General features: G+C 42.0%; 20 protein-coding genes. 1 reads left to right on the forward strand and 19 read right to left on the reverse strand.

Annotated features, from left to right (window positions below; all coding sequences use genetic code 11):
• Positions 1-16: 16 nt before the first annotated feature.
• From M1F05_RS00135 to asnC, 16 genes are all read right to left on the reverse strand, one after another.
• Positions 17-1,315 (reverse strand): SLC13 family permease, encoded by a 1,299-nt coding sequence (locus M1F05_RS00135; protein WP_206085545.1) that lies wholly within the window; start codon positions 1,313-1,315, stop codon positions 17-19.
• A gap of 275 nt (positions 1,316-1,590) precedes the next feature.
• Complete coding sequence (gene glmS / locus M1F05_RS00140; protein WP_206085543.1) at positions 1,591-3,423, reverse strand: glutamine--fructose-6-phosphate transaminase (isomerizing); 1,833 nt, start codon at positions 3,421-3,423, stop codon at positions 1,591-1,593.
• A gap of 195 nt (positions 3,424-3,618) precedes the next feature.
• Entirely contained in the window at positions 3,619-4,989 is a 1,371-nt protein-coding gene (glmU, locus tag M1F05_RS00145; protein ID WP_206085541.1) for a bifunctional UDP-N-acetylglucosamine diphosphorylase/glucosamine-1-phosphate N-acetyltransferase GlmU, read from the reverse strand.
• Between the two features lie 126 nt (positions 4,990-5,115).
• Entirely contained in the window at positions 5,116-5,541 is a 426-nt protein-coding gene (locus M1F05_RS00150; RefSeq protein ID WP_042846797.1) for a F0F1 ATP synthase subunit epsilon, read from the reverse strand.
• A 21-nt stretch (positions 5,542-5,562) separates the two neighbouring features.
• Complete coding sequence (atpD, locus tag M1F05_RS00155) at positions 5,563-6,945, reverse strand: F0F1 ATP synthase subunit beta (RefSeq protein ID WP_206085533.1); 1,383 nt, start codon at positions 6,943-6,945, stop codon at positions 5,563-5,565.
• A 34-nt stretch (positions 6,946-6,979) separates the two neighbouring features.
• Complete coding sequence (gene atpG / locus M1F05_RS00160; RefSeq protein WP_004906741.1) at positions 6,980-7,843, reverse strand: F0F1 ATP synthase subunit gamma; 864 nt, start codon at positions 7,841-7,843, stop codon at positions 6,980-6,982.
• A 52-nt stretch (positions 7,844-7,895) separates the two neighbouring features.
• On the reverse strand, positions 7,896-9,437 hold the full coding sequence (gene atpA, locus M1F05_RS00165; RefSeq protein ID WP_206085531.1) for a F0F1 ATP synthase subunit alpha: 1,542 nt from the start codon (positions 9,435-9,437) through the stop codon (positions 7,896-7,898).
• A 14-nt stretch (positions 9,438-9,451) separates the two neighbouring features.
• Entirely contained in the window at positions 9,452-9,985 is a 534-nt protein-coding gene (atpH, locus tag M1F05_RS00170) for a F0F1 ATP synthase subunit delta (protein ID WP_206085529.1), read from the reverse strand.
• Positions 9,986-9,997: 12 nt separating this feature from the next.
• Positions 9,998-10,468: a F0F1 ATP synthase subunit B gene (gene atpF / locus M1F05_RS00175; protein WP_004906301.1), complete on the reverse strand. Its 471-nt coding sequence runs from the start codon at positions 10,466-10,468 to the stop codon at positions 9,998-10,000.
• Between the two features lie 44 nt (positions 10,469-10,512).
• The gene (atpE, locus tag M1F05_RS00180) at positions 10,513-10,752 is read right to left on the reverse strand and encodes a F0F1 ATP synthase subunit C (protein ID WP_004093904.1); all 240 of its coding nucleotides are present in this window, start codon (positions 10,750-10,752) and stop codon (positions 10,513-10,515) included.
• A 47-nt stretch (positions 10,753-10,799) separates the two neighbouring features.
• Positions 10,800-11,618 carry a F0F1 ATP synthase subunit A gene (atpB, locus tag M1F05_RS00185; protein WP_042846803.1) on the reverse strand — a complete coding sequence of 273 codons (819 nt, stop codon included), beginning with the start codon at positions 11,616-11,618 and terminating at the stop codon, positions 10,800-10,802.
• Positions 11,619-11,651: 33 nt separating this feature from the next.
• Positions 11,652-12,029: a F0F1 ATP synthase subunit I gene (atpI, locus tag M1F05_RS00190; protein ID WP_206085521.1), complete on the reverse strand. Its 378-nt coding sequence runs from the start codon at positions 12,027-12,029 to the stop codon at positions 11,652-11,654.
• Between the two features lie 601 nt (positions 12,030-12,630).
• The gene (gene rsmG / locus M1F05_RS00195) at positions 12,631-13,251 is read right to left on the reverse strand and encodes a 16S rRNA (guanine(527)-N(7))-methyltransferase RsmG (RefSeq protein ID WP_206085519.1); all 621 of its coding nucleotides are present in this window, start codon (positions 13,249-13,251) and stop codon (positions 12,631-12,633) included.
• Between the two features lies 1 nt (position 13,252).
• The gene (gene mnmG, locus M1F05_RS00200) at positions 13,253-15,142 is read right to left on the reverse strand and encodes a tRNA uridine-5-carboxymethylaminomethyl(34) synthesis enzyme MnmG (protein WP_206085517.1); all 1,890 of its coding nucleotides are present in this window, start codon (positions 15,140-15,142) and stop codon (positions 13,253-13,255) included.
• Between the two features lie 376 nt (positions 15,143-15,518).
• Entirely contained in the window at positions 15,519-15,959 is a 441-nt protein-coding gene (gene mioC / locus M1F05_RS00205) for an FMN-binding protein MioC (protein WP_206085515.1), read from the reverse strand.
• A gap of 92 nt (positions 15,960-16,051) precedes the next feature.
• Positions 16,052-16,513 (reverse strand): transcriptional regulator AsnC, encoded by a 462-nt coding sequence (gene asnC, locus M1F05_RS00210; RefSeq protein ID WP_206085513.1) that lies wholly within the window; start codon positions 16,511-16,513, stop codon positions 16,052-16,054.
• A gap of 162 nt (positions 16,514-16,675) precedes the next feature.
• Between asnC and asnA the strand changes: the two genes are divergently transcribed.
• Entirely contained in the window at positions 16,676-17,668 is a 993-nt protein-coding gene (asnA, locus tag M1F05_RS00215; protein WP_206085511.1) for an aspartate--ammonia ligase, read from the forward strand.
• On the opposite strand, the gene viaA is transcribed toward asnA, so the two are convergent.
• From viaA to M1F05_RS00230, 3 genes are all read right to left on the reverse strand, one after another.
• A complete protein-coding gene (gene viaA, locus M1F05_RS00220) occupies positions 17,669-19,126 on the reverse strand; it encodes an ATPase RavA stimulator ViaA (RefSeq protein ID WP_206085509.1) in 1,458 nt (485 codons plus the stop codon).
• A gap of 2 nt (positions 19,127-19,128) precedes the next feature.
• Entirely contained in the window at positions 19,129-20,646 is a 1,518-nt protein-coding gene (gene ravA / locus M1F05_RS00225; RefSeq protein WP_206085507.1) for an ATPase RavA, read from the reverse strand.
• A 240-nt stretch (positions 20,647-20,886) separates the two neighbouring features.
• Complete coding sequence (locus tag M1F05_RS00230) at positions 20,887-22,281, reverse strand: NAD-dependent succinate-semialdehyde dehydrogenase (RefSeq protein WP_206085498.1); 1,395 nt, start codon at positions 22,279-22,281, stop codon at positions 20,887-20,889.
• Positions 22,282-22,473 lie beyond the last annotated feature (192 nt).

Raw genomic sequence — 22,473 nt, forward strand, 5'->3', positions numbered from 1 at the left:
CCCTTTTTGGGTAAAACTAAGAAGGGATCACTCCCAGCAATCTAAACCAAAAATAATCCAGAGGAACTAACAAGAGGAAAGTCAGTATAAATAATATAATACATAATCTAACGCCATCCATTAATGGTACTTTGCCCATCCCCATAGCCACAACAATGGGTGATGCCTGATAAGGCAACAATGGCGTTGAATAACCAATAACTTGTACCATCAGTACGGCAATCATGGGTAACTCAGTTGCAGTGGAGAGAGATTCAGCCAGCGGTGTATATAATGCAGGAACACCATTAGCCGTTACGACAAAGTTTAACCCGCTGGTCAACCCAACTAAGCTACCAAAATCTACAAATGGGCTATTAGGGTCCAATGGCAATAATTTTTGAAGGTAAGTACCTACTACCATTCCGACATTTGAATAACTCACTAAGGTTGCTAGGCTTAAAATCCCCGCTACATAAATACAGGTGCGAATATTTACCGCTTGAACAAATTCATCATTGGTCACAAACCCCACTTTCGGTAGCAAACATAAACATGCCGCCACTAAACCGACCCATGCAGGAGAAACACCATGAGTGGTATCTGTTATCCAGAAAAGTAAGGTTATTGCCAAAAGAAGGCCTAATTTTTTCTCATTACGGCTCATCGGCGGTAATTTTTTTTGTTCAGTCATCGGCTGTAATTTGGCAGGAAATAGAAAATAGATACTCAGAACAACTAAAAGACCTTTGATTAGCCCCAAAATAGGCATATGGAGAAATAGGTAGTTTAGATAAGATAGCTTTATTCCATAGGTGGTTTCTATTGCACCAGCCATCACTAAATTCGGTACGTTAGCAGGTAGTATCGTGGCTGAAAGTTGGAATGTACCAAACCCGACAGCTAACGCTAACCCTATACGGCCTCGGCTACCACTTTCTAATCTGACTTTATCGGCTATCGCCATCACAATCGGCATCAATAGTGCAATCCGCCCCATGTTCGATGGCATGATAAAAGCCAACCCATAAGCAAGGAGCACCACACCTGTGATCAGCTTTAACCATGAACTCGTAAAACGCCCTGAGATATGTTGAGCAATACGCTCTGCCAGTCCAACTTTATTAATCGCAAAGCCAAGGATAAAACCACTTAACACAAGCCAAAAAGCTTCTGAAGTGAACCCTGAAAAAATCACATTGGTCGGGGCTAAATGTAAACATGCTGCTGCGGCTAAAAACAGTAATGCCACCAAGTATTCAGGGAGTTTCCCTGTTGCCCAAAACCCAATTGTAATTGCGATAACAACCGCACTCAGCCATTCTATCTCTGCCATCCACGTCGCCTTCTATTGGTTTTTATTATTGTCCAAAAAGATGATTTGATATGCACTCAATTTTATTTTTAATCCACCAAAAATAGAATATGCAGACCAATGAAATAACAACAGTAAGTGACGAATTTATGAAGTTTTTTTTATGCGTTAGAGTGGAGAAAAATTCGTCGTTTCTAAAAATATTTCCTGAAAATTACGACTTATATTAATAAAAAGCCGATATAACCTAATTAATTATAGTTATACCGGCTGCAATCTAAATGAGTTGATGCTGATTATTCAACCGTCACTGATTTCGCTAGGTTACGTGGTTGGTCAACGTCTGTTCCTTTGATTAATGCAACATGGTAAGACAACAGTTGCAGTGGAACAGTGTAGAAAATCGGTGCGATCAATTCTTCAACATGTGGCAGCGAAACAATTTTCATGTTTTCACTTGCGACAAAACCAGCGTCTTGGTCAGCGAACACATACAGCAGACCGCCACGAGCACGTACTTCTTCAATATTGGATTTCAGTTTTTCCAATAATTCATTGTTAGGTGCGATGATGATAACTGGCATATCTGCATCAATTAACGCTAATGGGCCGTGTTTTAATTCACCCGCGGCATAAGCTTCAGCGTGGATGTATGAAATCTCTTTTAATTTCAATGCCCCTTCAACTGCGATAGGGAATTGATCGCCACGACCTAAAAACAAGGCATGGTGTTTATCAGAGAAATCTTCGGCTAACGCTTCAATGACTTTATCTTGTGACAGCATGCTTTCAATACGCGCAGGGAGCGCATGTAATGCATGAGAAATACTTTCTTCTAACTCAGGGTTTGCGCCTTTTAAACGGCCCATGTACGCCACTAACATCAGTAGAACAGTTAATTGGGTAGTGAACGCTTTGGTTGATGCCACACCAATTTCTGCCCCTGCTTTTGTCATCAGTGCAAATTCAGACTCACGCACCAATGAAGAACCCGCGACGTTACAAACGGCTAACGAGGTCAAGTAGCCTAACTCTTTTGATAAACGCAGCGCAGCCAATGTATCTGCAGTTTCACCTGATTGGGACAACGTTATCATCAAGCTATTTTTGCGATGCGCTGGGTTACGGTAACGATACTCTGAAGCAATCTCCACATCACATGGGATACCCGCTAAGGATTCAAACCAGTAACGTGCAACCATCCCTGCGTTGTAAGAAGTTCCACAAGCAACAATTTGAATGTGCTCAACTTGGGAAAGAATTTCGTTCGCTTTCGGGCCTAACTCGCTTAAATCGATACCGTTGTCTTTATCAAAACGCCCTTCAAGGGTGTTTTTAATGGCCATCGGCTGTTCATAAATTTCTTTCTGCATGTAATGGCGATACACGCCTTTATCGCCTGCATCATATTGAACGTTCGATTCAATTTGTTCGCGCTCAACTGGCGCACCGCTATTATCAAAGATACGAACAGTACGACGAGTGACTTCAGCAACATCCCCTTCTTCAAGGTAGATGAAACGGCGAGTCACGGGTAACAGCGCCAGTTGGTCAGAAGCTAAGAAGTTTTCACCGACACCCAGACCGATAACCAATGGGCTACCAGAGCGTGCAGCGACTAATAATTCAGGAATACGGCTATCCATAATCACGGTACCGTAAGCGCCGCGTAACTGAGGGATAACACGTTGAACCACTTCCACCAACGTGCCACCTTTTTGTTGTTCATGATGAACAAGGTGTGCAATCACTTCAGTGTCAGTTTCTGAACTGAAAATATAACCCTGTTTTTTCAGTTCTTCTTTCAATTCTAAATAGTTTTCGATAATGCCATTATGAACAACAGCAATATAACCAGACGTATGCGGATGCGCATTACGTTCACTTGGAATACCATGTGTCGCCCAACGGGTATGTGCAATCCCCGTTCCGCCAGATACTGGGTTTTTCTCTGCTTCTTCCGCCAGCATTTGCACTTTGCCCACTTCACGTAAGCGTTGTAAATGACCTTCGTGGTCAACAACAGCCATACCCGCTGAGTCATAACCACGATATTCAAGACGACGAAGACCTTCTAACAGAATTTCTGCAATATCACGTTGTGCAACAGCACCTACAATTCCACACATATTTTATTTATTCCTAGACAAAAGGTTCCTTTCTTTAGAAACCTTCATTTGTCGTAACCTAATTGCTTTTCAGCTTTCGCTGTTCCCCAGCCTTGTAGAAAATGGGGAGATATTTTTATGCCACCTTAGGTAGCTATTTTATAATTTACTACTTTTTATATTCAAAGGGGCAATCGGCCCCTTATCAAAATTCACTTATTTTTTCTTTACTGGACGCTGCCAGTTTTTAATGTGCATTTGCTTAACGCGGCTGACCACTAATTCGTCTTCGTTAACATCTCGAGTGACTGTCGTGCCAGCACCAATGGTGGCGCCTTTTGCTACCGAAACAGGAGCAACTAATTGAGTATCAGAGCCGACAAACACATCATCACCAATAATGGTTTTATGTTTATTCGCGCCATCATAGTTGCATGTGATGGTTCCTGCGCCGATATTCACGTTATCACCAATTTGCGCATCGCCAAGGTAACTTAAATGCCCCGCTTTTGAGCCTAAACCTAAAGTGGCATTTTTCATTTCAACGAAATTACCCACATGCGCTTTAGCCGCTAATTTAGCACCAGGACGCAAACGAGCAAAAGGACCAACCGTACATTCTGATGATAATTCAGAGTTTTCTATGACTGAATACGGGCTTATCACTGAGTTATCACCAATAACGCAGTTCCTTAAAATACAACCAGATTGAATTTGTACGTTGTTACCAAGCGTCACATTCCCTTCGATAATGACATTGGTATCGATAATAATGTCACGCCCATGGGTCAATGTGCCGCGTATATCAAAACGCTCAGGGTCGATTAGCATCACCCCCGCAAGTAACAATTTTTCTGCTTGTTCTTTCTGGTAAACACGCTCAAGTGCAGCTAGTTGCAGACGGTTATTAACCCCTTCCATTTCACTTAAACGGCTTGGGTGAACGGTCGCTACTTTATTACCTTCTTTATGAGCAAGAGCAATAATATCCGTTATGTAGTATTCGCCTTGCGCATTATCGTTGTTCAATTGAGCCAACCAACGTTTGAAATCTTTACCGCTTGCAACCATGATCCCAGTGTTAATCTCTTGGATTTTACGTTGCTCTTCAGTCGCATCTTTTTGCTCAATGATTCCGACAACTTCATTATTTTCACGGATGATACGGCCATAACCTGTTGGGTTATCTAAAATCACGGTCAATAAGCCAATGCCGCCTTGGGGCTTAACTTCAATCAGGCGATCTAACGTGTCTTTCGCAATCAAAGGCACATCACCATATAACATGACGATATCTTCATCATCTTGGAAACTTGGTGCCGCCTGTTGCATTGCATGCCCAGTACCGAGCTGTTCTGCTTGCAGAACCCAATTTAAATTCTGCTCACCCAGTTTTTCTTTCAGTAAATCACCGCCATGCCCGTATACCAGATGGATATCTGACGCACCGATTGATTTTGCAGTATCAATTACGTGCTGAACCATTGGTTTGCCCGCAAGTAAATGCAAAACTTTAGGCAAATCTGAATACATCCGTGTGCCTTTACCGGCAGCTAAAATTACGACACTTTTTCTTTGCACAGTCATTTTTCCTGAAACTCCAACTTTGGGATGAAAGTAAACCTATTTCCTATCTAAAATACTACATATTTCGCTCAAATAAAAAAGCCAGTTAGGATTAACCAACTGGCTTTTTTTACTATACCGCTATCATTACATTAGCTTTTTAGTTAACTCGATAACTCGAAGTTTCGCTATTGCTTTTGCAAGTTCTGCCGATGCCTGAGCATAATCAACATCGCCGTGTGCTTTACGGACGTGTTCTTCCGCTTTGCGTTTAGACTCCACTGCACGAGCTTCGTCTAAATCTTTACCACGGATCGCTGTATCAGCGAGTACGATAACACCGTTTGGTTGAACTTCTAAAATACCGCCAGAGAGGTAAATTAGTTCTTCTTCACCAAACTGCTTGGTAATACGTACCATGCCCGGTTTTATGGCAGTCAGCAGCGGGGTATGCTGTGGATAAATCCCCAGCTCACCTTCACTACCTGTCACCTGAATTTTCTGTACTAGGCCTTCAAACATTTGTTTTTCAGCACTCACTACAGTCAGGTGGTATGTCATTGCAGCTACCATATCAACCTCCTGTCAGCTGGATTAAAGCTTTTTCGCTTTTTCCACAGCTTCTTCAATGGTACCAACCATATAGAACGCTTGTTCTGGCAGGTGGTCGTAATCACCGTTCAGGATACCGCCGAAGCCACGAATAGTGTCTTTCAGGGAAACGAACTTACCTGGTGAACCGGTAAATACTTCAGCAACGAAGAATGGTTGAGACAGGAAGCGCTGGATCTTACGAGCACGAGCAACAACCAGTTTGTCTTCTTCAGACAGTTCATCCATACCCAGAATTGCAATGATATCTTTCAGTTCTTGGTAACGTTGCAGAATAGACTGAACGCCACGTGCAACATCATAGTGCTCTTGACCAACGACGAGTGGGTCTAACTGACGGCTAGTAGAATCCAGAGGGTCAACCGCTGGGTAGATACCCAGAGATGCGATTTGACGGCTCAGAACTACCGTTGCGTCTAAGTGAGCAAAGGTTGTTGCTGGTGATGGGTCAGTCAAGTCATCCGCAGGAACGTAAACCGCTTGTACGGAAGTGATAGAACCCGTTTGAGTTGAGGTAATACGTTCTTGCAGAACACCCATCTCTTCCGCCAGCGTTGGCTGATAACCTACCGCTGATGGCATACGACCTAACAGTGCTGATACTTCAGTACCTGCTAAGGTGTAACGATAAATGTTGTCAACGAACAGCAGTACGTCACGACCTTCGTCACGGAATTTCTCAGCCATAGTCAGACCAGTCAACGCAACGCGCAGACGGTTTCCTGGTGGCTCATTCATCTGGCCATAAACCAGTGATACTTTATCCAGAACGTTTGAGTCGGTCATTTCATGATAGAAGTCGTTCCCTTCACGAGTACGCTCACCAACACCCGCGAACACTGAGTAACCTGAGTGCTCAATCGCGATGTTACGGATCAGTTCCATCATGTTTACTGTTTTACCAACACCCGCACCACCGAACAGACCAACTTTACCACCTTTTGCGAATGGACAGATTAAGTCCATTACTTTGATACCGGTTTCCAGCAGTTCTGTTGAGTTAGCTAACTCTTCGTAGCTTGGTGCTGCACGGTGAATTGACCAGCGCTCTTCTTCGCCGATATCACCTTTCATATCAATAGGCTGACCCAGAACGTTCATGATACGTCCTAAAGTTGCTTTACCTACTGGTACTTCGATTGGGTGCTCTAAGTTTACTACTTGTAAACCACGGCTCAGGCCATCAGATGTACCCATTGCGATACAACGGACAACACCACCGCCTAACTGTTGTTGAACTTCCAACACCAGTTTTTCTTTACCGTTAACAACCTCAAGAGCGTCGTACACTTTTGGTACGTCATCTTGAGGGAACTCGACGTCCACAACGGCGCCGATTACCTGGATAATCTTTCCAGTAGCCATCTTGAATCCTCTACGTAATTCGTAAACCTAGCTGTTAAACCGCGGAAGCACCCGAAACGATTTCGGTAAGCTCCTGAGTAATGCTGGCCTGACGAGCTTTGTTGTAAACCAACTGCAACTCTTTGATCAGGTTTCCACCATTATCAGTAGCGGCTTTCATCGCTACCATTCGTGCGGCCTGCTCACTAGCCAGGTTTTCAACGACGCCCTGATAAACCTGCGACTCGATATAACGACGTAGCAGGGTATCCAGCAACGCCTTAGGATCGGGTTCGTATATATAATCCCAAGACTTCTTCTTCAATGTTTCGTCATTGCTTGCAGGCAATGGCAGTAATTGAAGAATAGTTGGCTCCTGAGACATTGTATTGATGAACTTGTTAGTCACCACATACAGTTTATCCAAACGCCCTTCATCATAGGCTTGTAGCATAGTGTTAACTGGACCAATCAAATCCGAAAGCGTTGGGTTATCCCCCATTCCGGTGACTTGTGTTACGACGTTACCGCCCACAGAACCGAAGAATGAAACCGCTTTAGAACCGATTAAAGCCAAATCAACCTGAACGTTTTTCTCAGACCATGACTTCATGTCCGCTAGTAGTTTTTTGAACAAGTTAATGTTCAAGCCACCACACAGACCACGGTCTGTTGAAACAACCAGATACCCGACACGCTTAACTTCACGCTCTTCGAGATATGGGTGTTTATATTCCAGATTACCTAACGCTAGGTGACCAATCACACTGCGCATGGTTTCTGCATAAGGACGGCTGGCCGCCATGCGTTCCTGCGTTTTACGCATTTTGGACGCAGCGACCATTTCCATCGCTTTAGTGATCTTTTGTGTATTTTGTACACTTCCGATCTTGGAACGTATCTCTTTTGCGCCGGCCATTTCTGCTTCTCCTTATTAACCAGACGGCCCTAAAAATTCGGGCCGAATAGTATTACCAGGACTGAGTTGCTTTAAATGATTCGAGCAGTTTTTTCAACTTGCCTTCGATATCATCGTTATAGCTACCAGCCGGGCCAATTTCGTTCATAAGGTCAGCATGCTCGCGCTGTGCAAAAGAAACTAAAGCAGCTTCAAACGCACCAATTTTCGCTAACTCAACATCATCCAAGAATCCACGTTCTGCCGCGAACAGAGACAGTGCCTGCTCTGCTACTGACATCGGTGCATACTGTTTCTGTTTCAGCAGTTCAGTGACTTTTTGACCATGACTTAACTGTTTACGAGTCGCGTCATCGAGGTCGGAAGCAAACTGAGCAAACGCTGCAAGTTCACGATACTGAGCAAGTGCAGTACGGATACCACCAGACAGTTTCTTAATGATTTTAGTCTGAGCAGCACCACCAACACGAGATACTGAAATACCTGGGTTAACCGCTGGACGAATACCAGAGTTAAACAGGTTAGATTCCAGGAAGATCTGACCATCTGTAATCGAAATTACGTTTGTTGGTACGAATGCAGAAACGTCACCAGCTTGGGTTTCAATGATAGGCAGAGCCGTCAGTGAACCTGTTTGGCCTTTAACTTCACCTTTCGTAAAGTTTTCTACGTATTCAGCGTTAACGCGAGCAGCACGCTCAAGTAAACGTGAGTGCAGATAGAAAACGTCACCAGGGTAAGCTTCACGTCCTGGTGGACGACGTAACAACAGTGAAATTTGACGGTATGCAACAGCCTGTTTAGACAGGTCATCGTATACGATCAGTGCGTCTTCACCGCGGTCACGGAAATATTCACCCATCGCGCAACCAGCATATGGTGCTAAGTATTGCAGAGCAGCTGATTCAGATGCTGTAGCAACAACAACGATAGTGTTTTGCAGTGCGCCGTGCTCTTCCAGTTTACGAACTACGTTAGAAACAGTAGACGCTTTCTGGCCGATAGCCACGTACACACATTTGATACCTGAGTCGCGTTGGTTGATGATCGCATCGATTGCCAAAGCAGTTTTACCTGTTTGACGGTCACCGATGACAAGCTCACGCTGACCACGACCAATTGGAATCATCGCATCGACTGATTTATAACCAGTCTGTACAGGTTGATCAACGGATTGACGATCGATAACGCCTGGTGCAATAACTTCTACAGGTGAGAAGCCATCGTTATCAACAGGACCTTTACCATCAATTGGTTGACCCAGTGTATTCACAACACGTCCTAACAGGCCACGGCCTACTGGAACTTCAAGAATACGACCAGTACATTTAACTTTCATGCCTTCTGCCAAGTCGGCATAAGGACCCATGACAACCGCACCAACAGAGTCACGCTCTAAGTTCAATGCGATAGCGTAACGGTTGCCAGGCAGTGCGATCATCTCACCCTGCATGACTTCGGCTAAACCGTGAATACGAATGATACCGTCGTTAACGGATACAATCGTACCTTCATTGTGAGCTTCACTCACAACATCGAACTGAGCAATACGCTGTTTGATCAGTTCGCTGATTTCGGTGGAATTCAGTTGCATATGCTCCAGTCCCCTTAAGACTGCAAGACGTCAGTTAAACGCTCTAAGCGACCGCGGATACTCCCGTCAATAACGAGGTCTCCAGCACGAATGATCACTCCAGCAATAACAGACTTATCAATTTTGCAATTCAGCTTAACTTTGCGTGACAGACGTTTTTCCATCGCTGCAGAAATTTTAGCTGACTGCTGTTCGCTCAGTTCGTTAGCAGAGATGACATCAACCTCAATGGTTGATTCCAAAGCATCGCGCAATTGAATAAATTGAGCTAATACTTCTGGTAGCGTCGTTAAACGCCCGTTGTCTGCCATCACACGAATCAGATTCTGAACATGCTCGTCAATTTCATCTCCACAAACAGAGATAAACGTTTTAGCTAATGTTTCTGGTGCAATAGAACCAGAAAGCAGCTCACCAACCTGTTCATTGCGCGTCACCAGTGAGGTGAAGGCCAGCATATTCTGCCATTTTTCGACAGCTTGGTTTTCCACAGCAAAGTCAAAAGCTGCTTTGGCGTAGGGGCGAGCTACAGTAGCGATTTCAGACATGCCCCTCCCTCCTTACAGTTCAGCGACTAGTTTATCAACGATGTCGCTGTTAGCAGCTTCATCCACGGAACGTTCGATGATCTTCTCGGCACCTGCGATAGCAAGCATCGCAACCTGTTTACGTAACTCTTCACGTGCACGTTTACGCTCAGCATCAATTTCAGCTTGCGCTTGTGCGACGATTTTTGCACGTTCTGCTTCTGCTTCTGCTTTTGCTTCATCAATCATTTGAACACGCTGTTTATTCGCTTGTTCAATGATGACTTGAGCTTCAGCTTTCGCTTTTTTCAGTCGGTCGGTTGCGTCGGTTTGCGCCAGTTCCAGGTTCTTTTTAGCACGTTCTGCAGAAGATAAGCCGTCAGCAATTTCTTTTTGACGTTTTTCAATGGCCGCCATAATCGGTGGCCATACATACTTCATACAGAACCAAACAAACAGGACAAACGCGATAGCCTGGCCGAGGATTGTTGCATTTAGATTCACAGACAATACCTCTTATTCATTAGTGAATTAATGTTCTACGTTAATTAGGCAACAGCGAACATTACATACAAGCCCAGACCAACAGCAATCATCGGAATAGCATCGACCAGACCCATTACGATAAAGAACTGTGTACGCAGCAGAGGAATTAAATCTGGCTGACGAGCAGCACCTTCTAAAAATTTACCACCTAGGATGCCGATACCGATCGCAGCACCGATCGCCGCTAAGCCCATCATCACAGCGGCAGCCATGTACAGCAGATCCATACTCAGGTTTTCCATGACAGTCTCCAGTTTGTTTCAGTTAATACAATTATTGATTAATAAAATTAGTGCTCTTCAGATGCCATCGACAGATAGACAACAGTCAGAACCATAAAAATAAAGGCTTGTAGCGTAATAATCAGTATGTGGAAGATAGCCCAAGGTAGGCTTAACAACCACTGTGACCACCACGGAAGCAGAGCCGCGATAAGAATAAAGATCAATTCACCTGCATACATGTTACCAAACAGTCGCAGACCGAGTGATACAGGTTTTGACAGCAGGCTTACCCCTTCAAGAATCAAGTTGACTGGAATAAAGACAGGATGATTAAAAGGCTGCATTGTGAGCTCTTTAGTAAATCCGCCAATTCCTTTCATCTTGATGCTGTAAAAGAGGATTAGGATAAACACACCAATAGCCATCGATAGAGTGACACTAACATCTGCGGTTGGTACTGCACGTAGTGCAGGTAACCCGAGATAATGCTCAGCAATATACGGAAGGAAATCAATTGGGAGTAAATCCATCAGGTTCATTAAGAATACCCAGACGAACACCGTTAATGCTAAAGGAGCAATAACTTTGCTCTTACCGTGATACATATCACGGACTGAGTTATCAACGAAACCAATGATCAGTTCTATTGCAGTCTGTAACTTACCGGGTACGCCACTAGTCGCATTGGCTGCAACTCTTCTAAATAGCCACAGGAACAGAGCCCCGAGAACTACTGAGAAAAAAAGCGAGTCAATGTTCAACGTCCAAAATGTTGGACTAGCGTGGGGATCGACCAACTTAAAGGTACTCAGGTCCAACTGAAGGTTTCTCAGATGGTGGCCTATGTAATCCTCTGTAGTCATCACTTCTCCTGATGCAGACATGATGCCTCTTACCCTTTTGTAGTTTAAAAATACTTACCGTTTAAAAACGGCTGGTGCAACAATCTGAACAATTAGCACCGCTAAATAGGTCAAACCCAGTGGTGTTAATGACGCTTTGAACACACCGAAAGCAACAACTAAAACAACGATAGTTGTAACAACCTTTAGCCCTGCTCCTAATGCTAAGAACCAGGCAATGCGGACAGGTTCATCCTCTTCTTTTGCTTTCTGAAATTGTGCTAGCAGCATAAATACGATATTTGGTAACCAGCATGCTAACCCACCAGCAAGAGCAGAGGCCCCCCATTCTATACTATTTGCACAGAAAGCCCCACTGAGGATCACTAAAGTTATAAACTGAACAGACAACTGCTTTACAGCATGCTTGTTGTCATAAAGGGATACAGACATAACTTTTTGTATACTCCCAGCTCTTCTCAGCCTCAGAAACGCTAAGTGTTGTATAAAACTGCCTTTGCGTAAATGTGTCAAGAGACAAAAACGTGCAAATTATACGGGCAGGCGAAATGAATTCAATCAGTAAGTAGCGAAAAGGTGAATAAATATTTAATTTTTTCGAGTCAGCGCAGAATTGTCGCCATAATAATTAATAAATAGTTAATGAATTGCTACATTCATTCACTTAATTGTGACATTAATCACATTTAGCTTTATTCGCTTTATTTATTCCTTCAACTTTCTTCACAAAAAAAATTAGATTTAATCTGTAAATCAAATAATTAAGAAATACATTTTTTAAGCTAAATAACGAATCTATAAATCAAATATTTCACTGTTAACTATTTTATTAGCTAAATCGATTAAGTTAAAATAGGCATTTACATTCACTTTTTCCATTCAACGTATTATTTTTGAAACCTATTCGTTATTGCCGTGTAAATAATGCGTAAAATCTGAGTTTTTGTTATTTGCTCAAAACGAAAAATAGCCGTCCGTTTTTCAACATTCGGCTATCGCTCTAAAAGATAAAATAATTTGATAGAAAGCAACTTTATTTCATCGAAATTTTAACTAAATGGCGTTGTTCATCAAGTTCTGGCACTTGAAGTTCAGTGATAGACTCAATAGCAAACCCTTCTGGCAGAACCATTTCATCATCACGAATGATACCTTTAAGTGCGTAAAAACGTCCATCCGATGACGGTAAATGGTGGCACCAGCTTAGCATATCGTTCAGTGATGCAAATGCGCGGCTAATGACACCATCAAAACCATTTCCAACAGGGTACTCTTCAACTCGCGATTGAACAGGTTCAATGTTAGTTAGTCCTAACTCATGTTGAACCTGTTTTAAAAAGCGTACACGCTTCCCTAAACTGTCCAATAAAACAAAATGGGCGTCAGGTCGAACAATAGCCAAAGGAACGCCTGGTAAGCCAGGGCCCGTTCCAACATCAATAAAGCGTTGCCCGTTGAGTTGACCGTTCACCACTATGCTATCCATGATATGACGAATTAACATTTGTTGTGGGTCACGCACAGAGGTCAAGTTATAGGCTTTATTCCATTTAACTAATAACCCAACGTAATTAACTAACTGCTGTTTTTGCTTTTCCGTTAAATCAATATCTGTTTTTGCAAGCAATTGATTGAGTTTTGATAATAAATCCATGTTAAGCGCTCCGGCGTAGCATGCCTTGCTTTTTCAACCATACAAGCAAAATAGAGATTGCTGCAGGGGTGATCCCCGAAATACGCGAAGCTTGGCCGATCGATGTTGGTTTGTGATCGTTCAGCTTTGCCATAACTTCGTTAGATAAGCCTTTCACTTGTTTGTAATCAAGATCAACAGGTAACAAAGTGTTTTCATTGCGCAGCTGTCTTTCGATCTCTTCTTTCTGACGCGCAATATAACCTTCGTATTTAACTTGAATCTCAACTTGATCAGCGGCTTGTGGATCATCAATTGCAGGCGCAAATAAGTTTAGCGTAGTTAGCATTTGATAAGTCATTTCAGGACGACGTAATAAATCTTCACCGTTAGCTTCTTTGGATAAAGGAACGGTTAAGATACCATCAATCTCTGTATGGTTATCCGATTTAGGATGAACCCAAATGTCTTTCAAACGTTGACGTTCTTTTTCAATCAGTTCAACTTTGTTGTTGAAATGAGCCCAACGAATATCATCGACTAAGCCTAACTCGCGGCCTTTTTCTGTTAAACGTAAATCTGCGTTATCTTCACGTAACATCAAACGATATTCTGCACGTGAGGTAAACATACGATATGGTTCTTTAGTGCCGAGTGTGCAAAGATCGTCAACCAGAACCCCCATATATGCTTGGTCACGGCGTGGGAACCAGCCTTCTAAGCCAAAGGCATGTTGTGCAGCATTTAAGCCTGCAAGTAACCCTTGTGCACCCGCTTCTTCATAACCTGTAGTCCCATTAATTTGACCAGCGAAGAACAAGCCATTAATAAATTTGCTTTCCAGAGTTTGTTTGAGATCGCGTGGGTCAAAGAAATCATACTCTATTGCATAACCAGGACGAATGATCCTTGCATTTTCCATCCCTTTCATAGAGTGCACGATCTGCATTTGCACATCAAAAGGCAAGCTGGTGGAAATCCCGTTCGGATAGATTTCGTTACTGGTTAAACCTTCTGGCTCTAAGAAAATTTGGTGTGAGTCTTTGTCTGCAAAGCGCATGACTTTGTCTTCGATCGATGGGCAATAGCGAGGGCCGATCCCTTCGATGATCCCTGCATACATTGGGCTACGATCAAGGTTATTTCTGATCACATCATGCGTTTTTTCATTGGTATAGGTGATATGGCAAGGCATCTGTTGTGGATGTTGATCTTGCGAACCTAAGAATGAAAATACGGGCATTGGGTCGTCACCTAGCTGTTGAGCTAACTGACTGAAATCAATAGTTCTTGCATCAATACGCGGTGGTGTTCCCGTTTTTAAACGGTTAACACGTAATGGTAATTCCCTTAAACGCTGAGAAAGGGAAATTGATGGTGGATCACCTGCACGACCACCGCTGTAGTTTTCTAACCCAATATGAATTTTTCCATCCAGGAAAGTCCCAACAGTTAGGACGACTGCTTTGGCTTTAAATTTTAAGCCCATGCGAGTAACCGCTCCTGTGACTTGATTGTTTTCAACAATCAAATCTTCAACAGGTTGTTGGAAAATCATTAGATTAGGTTGGTTTTCTAAAGCTGTTCTAACCGCTTGGCGGTAGAGAACGCGGTCCGCTTGTGCTCGAGTAGCTCGAACAGCAGGGCCTTTGCTGGCATTTAATGTTCTAAATTGAATGCCAGCTTTGTCAGTTGCTGTGGCCATTAAACCACCAAGTGCATCAATTTCTCTGACCAGATGCCCCTTACCGATCCCACCGATGGCTGGGTTGCAAGACATCTGGCCCAATGTATCAATATTGTGAGTCAGTAATAGGGTTTGACGCCCCATACGTGCAGCTGCCATTGCTGCTTCAGTACCGGCATGACCACCACCAATTACGATGACGTCAAATTGCTCTGGATAAAACATGTGTGAACCTTAAACGTTAGAAAATGCTGACTGTGCATTTGAGGAGAGAATTCTACTCAAGTTTGAGGAAGAGACCAAGCTTAGGTTTCTCCCCTATATAATATTAAGATCTTTTTATTTAAAGATCTCTTTATTAGATCTTTTATTAGGATCATCGGTTTCTGTGGATAAGTGGATTTTCACTTTAAAGATCATAAAAATGTAAAGGATCATATACTGTGAATGATCCGTGATCCAATTGCGTATAAGCTGGGATCAAAATGGGTACTTATGCACAGGCCTTGGTGGCCCTAAAACTTATACTCTGGATAACTACGGGTTAATAAAGGGATCTACCCTGAGTTATCCACAGCTGACTGATGCTATTTTGACCGAATTATAGTTCGTTTGCCCAAATTTTAACCCATTCCCCTGCGGGATCTTCTGGGATTTCGTGTTTTTGGATGTCTATTTCAAAACATTCACCGATCCGTTTAGCCCCTTTTTCGCTTAATAGGGTATCTAGTTTGTGGATCGCACCACAAAAAGTGTCATATTCCGAGCTACCGATCCCAACAGCACCAAACATCACTTGGCTGAGATCTGGTGAGCTTTCTTCTATAGCATCAAAGAACGGTTGAATACTTTCAGGTAGATCACCTGCTCCGTGAGTCGAACTCACCACCAGCCAAATGCCTTCAAGTGTTAAATCATCAAGCTCTGGGCCATGTTGAATATCTGTTTCATAACCAAGTTCTTCTAAAATCTCAGCCATGTGCTCAGCAACGTACTCTGCACTGCCCATTGTACTGCCACTTATTAAGGTTACTTTTGTCATGGTGATTCTCTTTCACAATAATAGGGCGCTATTGTACGCTGTGAATGAGCTGGGATCTACCTGTGGATAATGTGGTTATATCATTTTTTTTTCTAAGGGTTGATTGTACGTAAGATCGGGTTCTGTAAGGAGATCAGGGTTTCCGTAGATTGAATCTCATCAATTGTTTGAATTTTGTTGATAAGTACGTCTTGCAGGGCATCAATTGATTTGCACATGACTTTAATAAAAATGCTGTATTGACCAGTTGTGTAATACACCTCGACCACTTCTTCTAAGGCATCCAATTTTTTTAATGCTGTTGGGTAATCCTTTGCACTTTTTAAAATAATGCCAATAAAGCAGCAGACATCAAAACCTAACTGTTTTGGGTTTATATCAATACGGGTGCCTTTAATGATCCCTGCTTGCTTCATTTTTTCGACACGGACATGAATTGTCCCTGGGCTTACTGCAAATTTTTTGGCTAATTCTGCATAAGGTGTACGTGCATTTCTCATTAATTCGTGAAGTATGTCACGATCGAGATTATCGATTTGATAATTTTCTGGCATTATTTTACCTCTATTTTAACGATTATTCATTTTTATACCTATTTTTTTAATTAAAATAAATAGGAAAGGCTTTTTTTAATGATGGATATTGAATTTATACCTCATTTTGTTGCTTAATCTATACATCAGCTAATACAGCAAACAAATTATGGGTAATAAATTATGGACAAGTCATTCATTGAACATCAGCAACAAATTAGTTTTGTAAAATCCTATTTCTCACGTTTACTTGAAAAAGAACTCGGTCTAATTGAAGTTCAAGGGCCTATCCTGAGTCGTCTTGGTGATGGTACACAAGATAACTTATCAGGCAGTGAAAAAGCGGTTCAAGTAAAAGTGAAATCAATCCCAGGTGCGACCTTTGAAGTGGTGCACTCATTGGCTAAATGGAAACGTAAAACGTTAGGTCGTTTTGGTTTCAGTGAAGGCCAAGGACTCTATACGCATATGAAAGCGTTACGTCCGGACGAAGATCGCTTAACCCCAATCCACTCCGTCTATGTCGATCAGTGGGATTGGGAAAAAGTGATGGCAGATGAGGAGCGTACACTTCCTTATCTGAAACAGACAGTGGGTAAAATCTATAAGGCAATAAAAGAAACAGAAGCTGCCGTAAGTAAAGAGTTTGGACTGGCACCGTTCCTGCCAGACCAAATTCACTTTATCCACAGTGAAGAGCTGTTACAGCGCTACCCTGACCTTGATGCTAAAGGCCGTGAGCGAGCAATCGCGAAGGAACTTGGTGCTGTTTTCCTTATTGGTATCGGTGGTAAGTTATCCAGTGGTGAATCTCACGATGTACGTGCTCCAGACTATGACGACTGGACAACAGAAAACGAAGACGGTTTTTGTGGTTTAAACGGGGACATCCTTGTGTGGAACCCTGTATTACAAGACGCATTTGAGCTGTCTTCCATGGGGATCCGTGTTAGCCCTGAATGCTTAACGCGTCAATTAAGCCTGACACAAGATGAAAAACGGATGGAACTAGAATGGCACCAAGCACTAGTAAAAGGTGAAATGCCACAAACTATTGGTGGTGGTATTGGCCAATCCCGTTTAGTGATGCTACTTCTGCAACGCCAGCACATTGGCCAAGTTCAATGCGGTGTTTGGGCGCCAGACATGCAAGAATCTGTTGAAGGTATGCTGTAATTAGCGACTAAAGCGGCGTAAAAGCCTGCTTTTTAACCCGGTGTCAAAGCGCCAAATATGGTCGAAGATTTTCATGATGCCGGGTTTCCCATAGTTTGACACAGATACCGCATGGAAGCGGTATTTCCCTATCTTCTGCATGGTTTTTATTTTTTGAATGAGTTCATCGGGCAAACGTTGAGCTACAAAATCAGAAATGACCACAGCATCAGCATCCATCCATTGCTTAGACTCTAGTTTAACGGTTGTCTCTTGCAAACATGCTGCAAGGTCTGTTCCGCCTTTAAATGTTTGATGTAAAAACCGAATGCATTGTTCCAGCCCATCTGCAGATAATAAATCGTAATGCACAATATCCGTAGAAAACAGCATCACATGGCACGCGCGGTTATCGGCTAACGCAATTTTCATTAGCGCAAGGCAAAATGCCTTTGCACAACGCTCATTTAACCCGCCCATTGAGCCTGATGTATCAATACACACCACAAATGGTCCTCTAGGTTGCTCTTCATCATGGTGATGTGTAATAGGGCGTAGTACTTTTCTCTCTTGCCAGCTATCCCCTTGCAATCGATAAGTTAATAGCTGCTTTTCCAGTAATTTTCGATAAAACTCAAATTCAATTTCTTCGATACCCAACATCGCAAGTTCAGCGGGTAATAAACGCAAAATATCATCGCTTTGGTTTAAGCCATTAACTTGTTCAGGCACTGTCTCTGGTACTTTCTCCATGATGGTCATCGGTTCTAAAACCACGCTATCATCAGGAATAGCTTGCGCTGTTTGGCTGCGCCCTAATAGTTGAGCTATTTTTTCGAGTTCAGGCTGCTGACGTAAAAATTCACTGTAGCGATTTAACAACTGGTCATTATAAGCGGAGTTCATATTCACCCCTTTGCTTAAATCCCACAAACGTCCTGCTGCCCGCTCATTTTCACCCAAAATATCTTCTAAATTTCCACTCAAGGCTAACCTGCGTTGCAATTCCGCCAGCAATTGCTCTTTTTCTTGCTCTAATAACTCTTTATGCAGGGTGGTGACTTGTAAAATTAAGCTGACTCGCCACTTTTGTACAAACAAAGCTTGCCTTGCACTGCGATTTTCAATTTTACCACTTTGTAATTGATTTGCTTCTCGGTAAAACGGCGAGTCGATTTGGTTAAGCCTTTCTATTACAGAAGGAAGCCGCGTAAAAAAAGCATCCGTTGAGATACCAAGGGATTGTCGATACAACTCAAACTCTTCAGAAAGTTGCGCGGGAACTAACGCATCTTGTAAGCGCTGTTTCAGGTCTGTTTTCCAACTGGATAAGTCTTTTAACAATGCTTTTTTTAAACGAGGGTGTTTTTCAAAAAATACCGCTAATTGCGGTGTAGCAAGGAGCGAGATAATAATCTCTTCAATTAGTTGGCTTTCATTAACCGAAAGCAGCATCTCCAGAGTGGCTAAACTCATCATAATTATTCAGCCACTTTCCCTGTGATCTGATTACGTAATTGCGTTAATTTTTCTGAAAGTTGTAGAAAACTTTGCTCAATATCTGCCAACCAATGGGGTTCAATAAAAAGATTGGGTTGCTGCTTTTCAAATTGATAGCGAGCGCCTTGAATATCAGATTGAATGTTATCCAGCTTATCTAACCATTCTTGGTTATTTGATGCGGAGGTTTGTGTCACTGTTTTATCTTGGATATATAATGTTGATGATTGATGGCTTATATCTAATAACTGTATCTGATTTAAATTATTCACTTCAGCGGCAATTTCTTGTGCAAAACCAATACCGTTTAAATGTGCGGATAACGTCGTACCTTTATTTAAAAATAAAGTGAGTGCTTTTTTGTCTGTGGTAACAAATGTCACTTTCATATTATGCAATTGCAATGGACGATGTAAAAACAGCGTGATCCGTCCTTCCTGAACATACTCAGGCAGCACATATGAGGCCTTGCGGGCAAACATCGCATTGTTTTTATTCACTTTAAAGGCATCTTGACTGTTTTGATCTTGCGTAGATGACATCCACTGTTGGTAAATTTGCTCAATTTCACGGGTGAATTTACGTTGCTGCCAACCCTCTTCTTGTAAAAGTGATTGAATTAACTGCGGTAATGCATTCATAGATTGCATATCGTGCCACAGGCAATCTTTTAAAAGCACAATATCAAGGGGAGAAACACTGCTACGGCCATTAAAAAATGCACTTGCTTGTAATAAATAAATGGCTTTTTTCCAACGTCTATCCGAGACATAAACTTGCTTGTCAGTGGCGTCCAATTGCTGGCGCAGCTGGTAGACCAGCTCAAAACAGTGATCGGGCAGCGTAATTTTAGGGATTTCTTGTTGCCACTGTTGGTATTCTTCATCACTGATTTTTAAATGTTCAGGGATTTGAGATTCTTCTAATGATGATTTTCCTGTTAATAATGCCCGAAAGTTTTGTTTTTCCTGTACTTTATCAAGCCAGATACGCACTAACATGCGGTCAAAAAGGGCTTCTAAACTATTATCTGCATCAGGCAATTCGTTCGAAGCCGTGACGAGCAAACGCATGGGGATAGCTTTTTCTTCATCACCATTACGGAATTTACGTTCATTGATAGCCGTTAATAGCGTATTAAGAATAGCTGGACCAGCTTTCCAGATTTCATCCAAGAAAACCACTTCAGCATCAGGTAAATAACCTTTGGTTAGGCGTTCATAGCGCCCTTCGTCTTTTAAAGCTTGAATAGATAACGGCCCAAAAATTTCTTCAGGCGTCGAAAAGCGCGTCATTAAATACTCAAATGCATGGGCATGACGGAAGGCATATTTCATTCTTCGTGCAATTAAGCTTTTAGCAATCCCGGGAGGGCCTAATAGAAATACGCTTTCACCACTGAGTGTGGCTAATAAGCACAAACGAATAGCTTGCTGGCGTTCATATAAACCACTTTCAAGGTAATTGCTTAATTGAGCTATTCGTTCAGATAATTGCATCGATATTCCTTTTCATTGAATAACAAAATTCAATAATGTTTAAGTTACGCTTAATTCTTAGGTTATCTGCCCTTTTATAAACAGCGCAATCAATTTTGTCATTTTTCTTTTGTGTTATTTGATTTAAATCGTGTGTAGCAGTATTAAGGCGAGAAAATCTGAGTAGGAATAAGGCTGATTTGAATAGGCTAGGGTTCATGTCTATAAAAAACATGAGCCCTAACTGAAGATTAAAAATGATTAATAAGGTGCATCTGGCGTGGTAACCCGAATTAATTTTTCATTCACAAACTCACGAATTCCCGCAAGTGATTGTTCTCGACCATAACCAGAAAGCTTAGTTCCACCGAAGGGGAGTTCCGGGGCAATTCCTGTCGGATGATTGATATAAACCATCCCTGAAACTATTTGGCGAGCCACTTTTATCGCTTCAGCTTCATTTTTACCAAAGACAGTTCCACCTAAACCAAATTCAGTCGCGTTAGCTAATTGAATGGCTTCATCTATATTTTTTACAGCATAAATACAAAGAACTGGGCCAAATATTTCTTCATAATACGCTTTCATATTCGGTTTTATATCTGTCAGTATTGTGGGTTGCATAAATGCCCCTTCACGATCTAATCGCTTACCTCCAAATACCAGTGTTGCTCCCTCTTTTACGGCTACTTCAACTTGATGAACAACTTCATTCACCGCTTTTTCACTACTTAATGGAGCAAGTTGCGTGGCTGGGTCCATTGGATCACCCACAATAATTTTTTCATAGATTGCTTTTGCTTTTGCGATAAATTCTTTCGCAACGTTTTCTAATACAATAATACGTTTTGGTGAAACACAAACCTGCCCTGCATTCCATAGACGGCCAGCAGTCGCTGACGCAACCGCGCTATCAATATCTGCATCAGCTAGCACAATAAAAGCATCACTTCCTCCTAGCTCAAGGGTTGATTTTTTTATTGCTTTACTGGCTTCAGAGGCAAAATTGGAACCTGCAGGTTTACTACCTGTTAAAGATACGGCTTTGACTCGTTCATCTGAAACAAGAGCAGAAACTTTTGAGCCAGGAATGAATAAATTGTTGTAAACCCCATCCGGTAGTCCTGCTTCAATAAATATTTTTTCCATCATTTCAGCACATTGAGGAATATTTGAAGCATGTTTTAAAACAATGGTATTTCCTGCCATTAAATTAGCGGCAGCTGTTCGAGTTATTTGATAAAACGGGAAATTCCATGGTTGAACCGTCAGGAGTACTCCGATTGGTTCATAAGTTAAGAAGGCTTTTCCGTGTTTAACATCAATTTCTTTATCCGCTAATAAACGGCTTCCTTCATTTGCATAGTAGTCAAAAATATTTGCGCATAATTCAACTTCGCTTATTGACTCACTTAATAGCTTTCCCATTTCTGTTGTACATATTTTTCCGAGAAGTTCTTTTTTATCTCGCATAACTTTTGCTATGTTATGTAAAATTGCCGCTCGCTCTGTAAATGAAGTTTTTTTCCAAGTCAGGTAGGCGGTATCTGCTTTGGTGAGAATTGTATCGACTTGCTCCGCACTCATTTCTTCATAAATCTTTTCTACTTTGTTTGTTGCTGGATTAACTGATTTTATTGACGATGTCATATTCATTTTTTATTCCTTGTTGCAACTATTAAAGATAAATAATTCAACTTATCTTAAATTACAGTTGATATACCAACATAAATTAGGGGGAAAATGAAATTCAATGGCATTTATTATCAATAATTGTGTTTAAGGGTTTTTGATTGTTTGTGAATGTTTTTTTGTGTGTTTATTTATGAATCAATAGAAACGATTCAG

The sequence above is a fragment of the Providencia sp. PROV252 genome, assembly GCF_033676005.1.
Classification (GTDB): domain Bacteria; phylum Pseudomonadota; class Gammaproteobacteria; order Enterobacterales; family Enterobacteriaceae; genus Providencia; species Providencia vermicola.

Bases quoted from the DNA above. Each gene is read 5' to 3' on its own strand.
- M1F05_RS00135 (WP_206085545.1), bottom strand. From the start codon at position 1,315: ATGGCAGAGATAGAATGGCTGAGTGCGGTTGTTATCGCAATTACAATT.
- atpE (WP_004093904.1), bottom strand. From the start codon at position 10,752: ATGGAAAACCTGAGTATGGATCTGCTGTACATGGCTGCCGCTGTGATG.
- atpI (WP_206085521.1), bottom strand. From the start codon at position 12,029: ATGTCTGTATCCCTTTATGACAACAAGCATGCTGTAAAGCAGTTGTCT.
- atpG (WP_004906741.1), bottom strand. From the start codon at position 7,843: ATGGCCGGCGCAAAAGAGATACGTTCCAAGATCGGAAGTGTACAAAAT.
- glmS (WP_206085543.1), bottom strand. From the start codon at position 3,423: ATGTGTGGAATTGTAGGTGCTGTTGCACAACGTGATATTGCAGAAATT.
- asnC (WP_206085513.1), bottom strand. From the start codon at position 16,513: ATGCCAGAAAATTATCAAATCGATAATCTCGATCGTGACATACTTCAC.
- asnA (WP_206085511.1), top strand. From the start codon at position 16,676: ATGGACAAGTCATTCATTGAACATCAGCAACAAATTAGTTTTGTAAAA.
- viaA (WP_206085509.1), bottom strand. From the start codon at position 19,126: ATGATGAGTTTAGCCACTCTGGAGATGCTGCTTTCGGTTAATGAAAGC.
- M1F05_RS00230 (WP_206085498.1), bottom strand. From the start codon at position 22,281: ATGAATATGACATCGTCAATAAAATCAGTTAATCCAGCAACAAACAAA.
- glmU (WP_206085541.1), bottom strand. From the start codon at position 4,989: ATGACTGTGCAAAGAAAAAGTGTCGTAATTTTAGCTGCCGGTAAAGGC.
- ravA (WP_206085507.1), bottom strand. From the start codon at position 20,646: ATGCAATTATCTGAACGAATAGCTCAATTAAGCAATTACCTTGAAAGT.
- M1F05_RS00150 (WP_042846797.1), bottom strand. From the start codon at position 5,541: ATGGTAGCTGCAATGACATACCACCTGACTGTAGTGAGTGCTGAAAAA.
- atpH (WP_206085529.1), bottom strand. From the start codon at position 9,985: ATGTCTGAAATCGCTACTGTAGCTCGCCCCTACGCCAAAGCAGCTTTT.
- mioC (WP_206085515.1), bottom strand. From the start codon at position 15,959: ATGACAAAAGTAACCTTAATAAGTGGCAGTACAATGGGCAGTGCAGAG.
- atpB (WP_042846803.1), bottom strand. From the start codon at position 11,618: ATGTCTGCATCAGGAGAAGTGATGACTACAGAGGATTACATAGGCCAC.
- atpD (WP_206085533.1), bottom strand. From the start codon at position 6,945: ATGGCTACTGGAAAGATTATCCAGGTAATCGGCGCCGTTGTGGACGTC.
- rsmG (WP_206085519.1), bottom strand. From the start codon at position 13,251: ATGGATTTATTATCAAAACTCAATCAATTGCTTGCAAAAACAGATATT.
- atpA (WP_206085531.1), bottom strand. From the start codon at position 9,437: ATGCAACTGAATTCCACCGAAATCAGCGAACTGATCAAACAGCGTATT.
- mnmG (WP_206085517.1), bottom strand. From the start codon at position 15,142: ATGTTTTATCCAGAGCAATTTGACGTCATCGTAATTGGTGGTGGTCAT.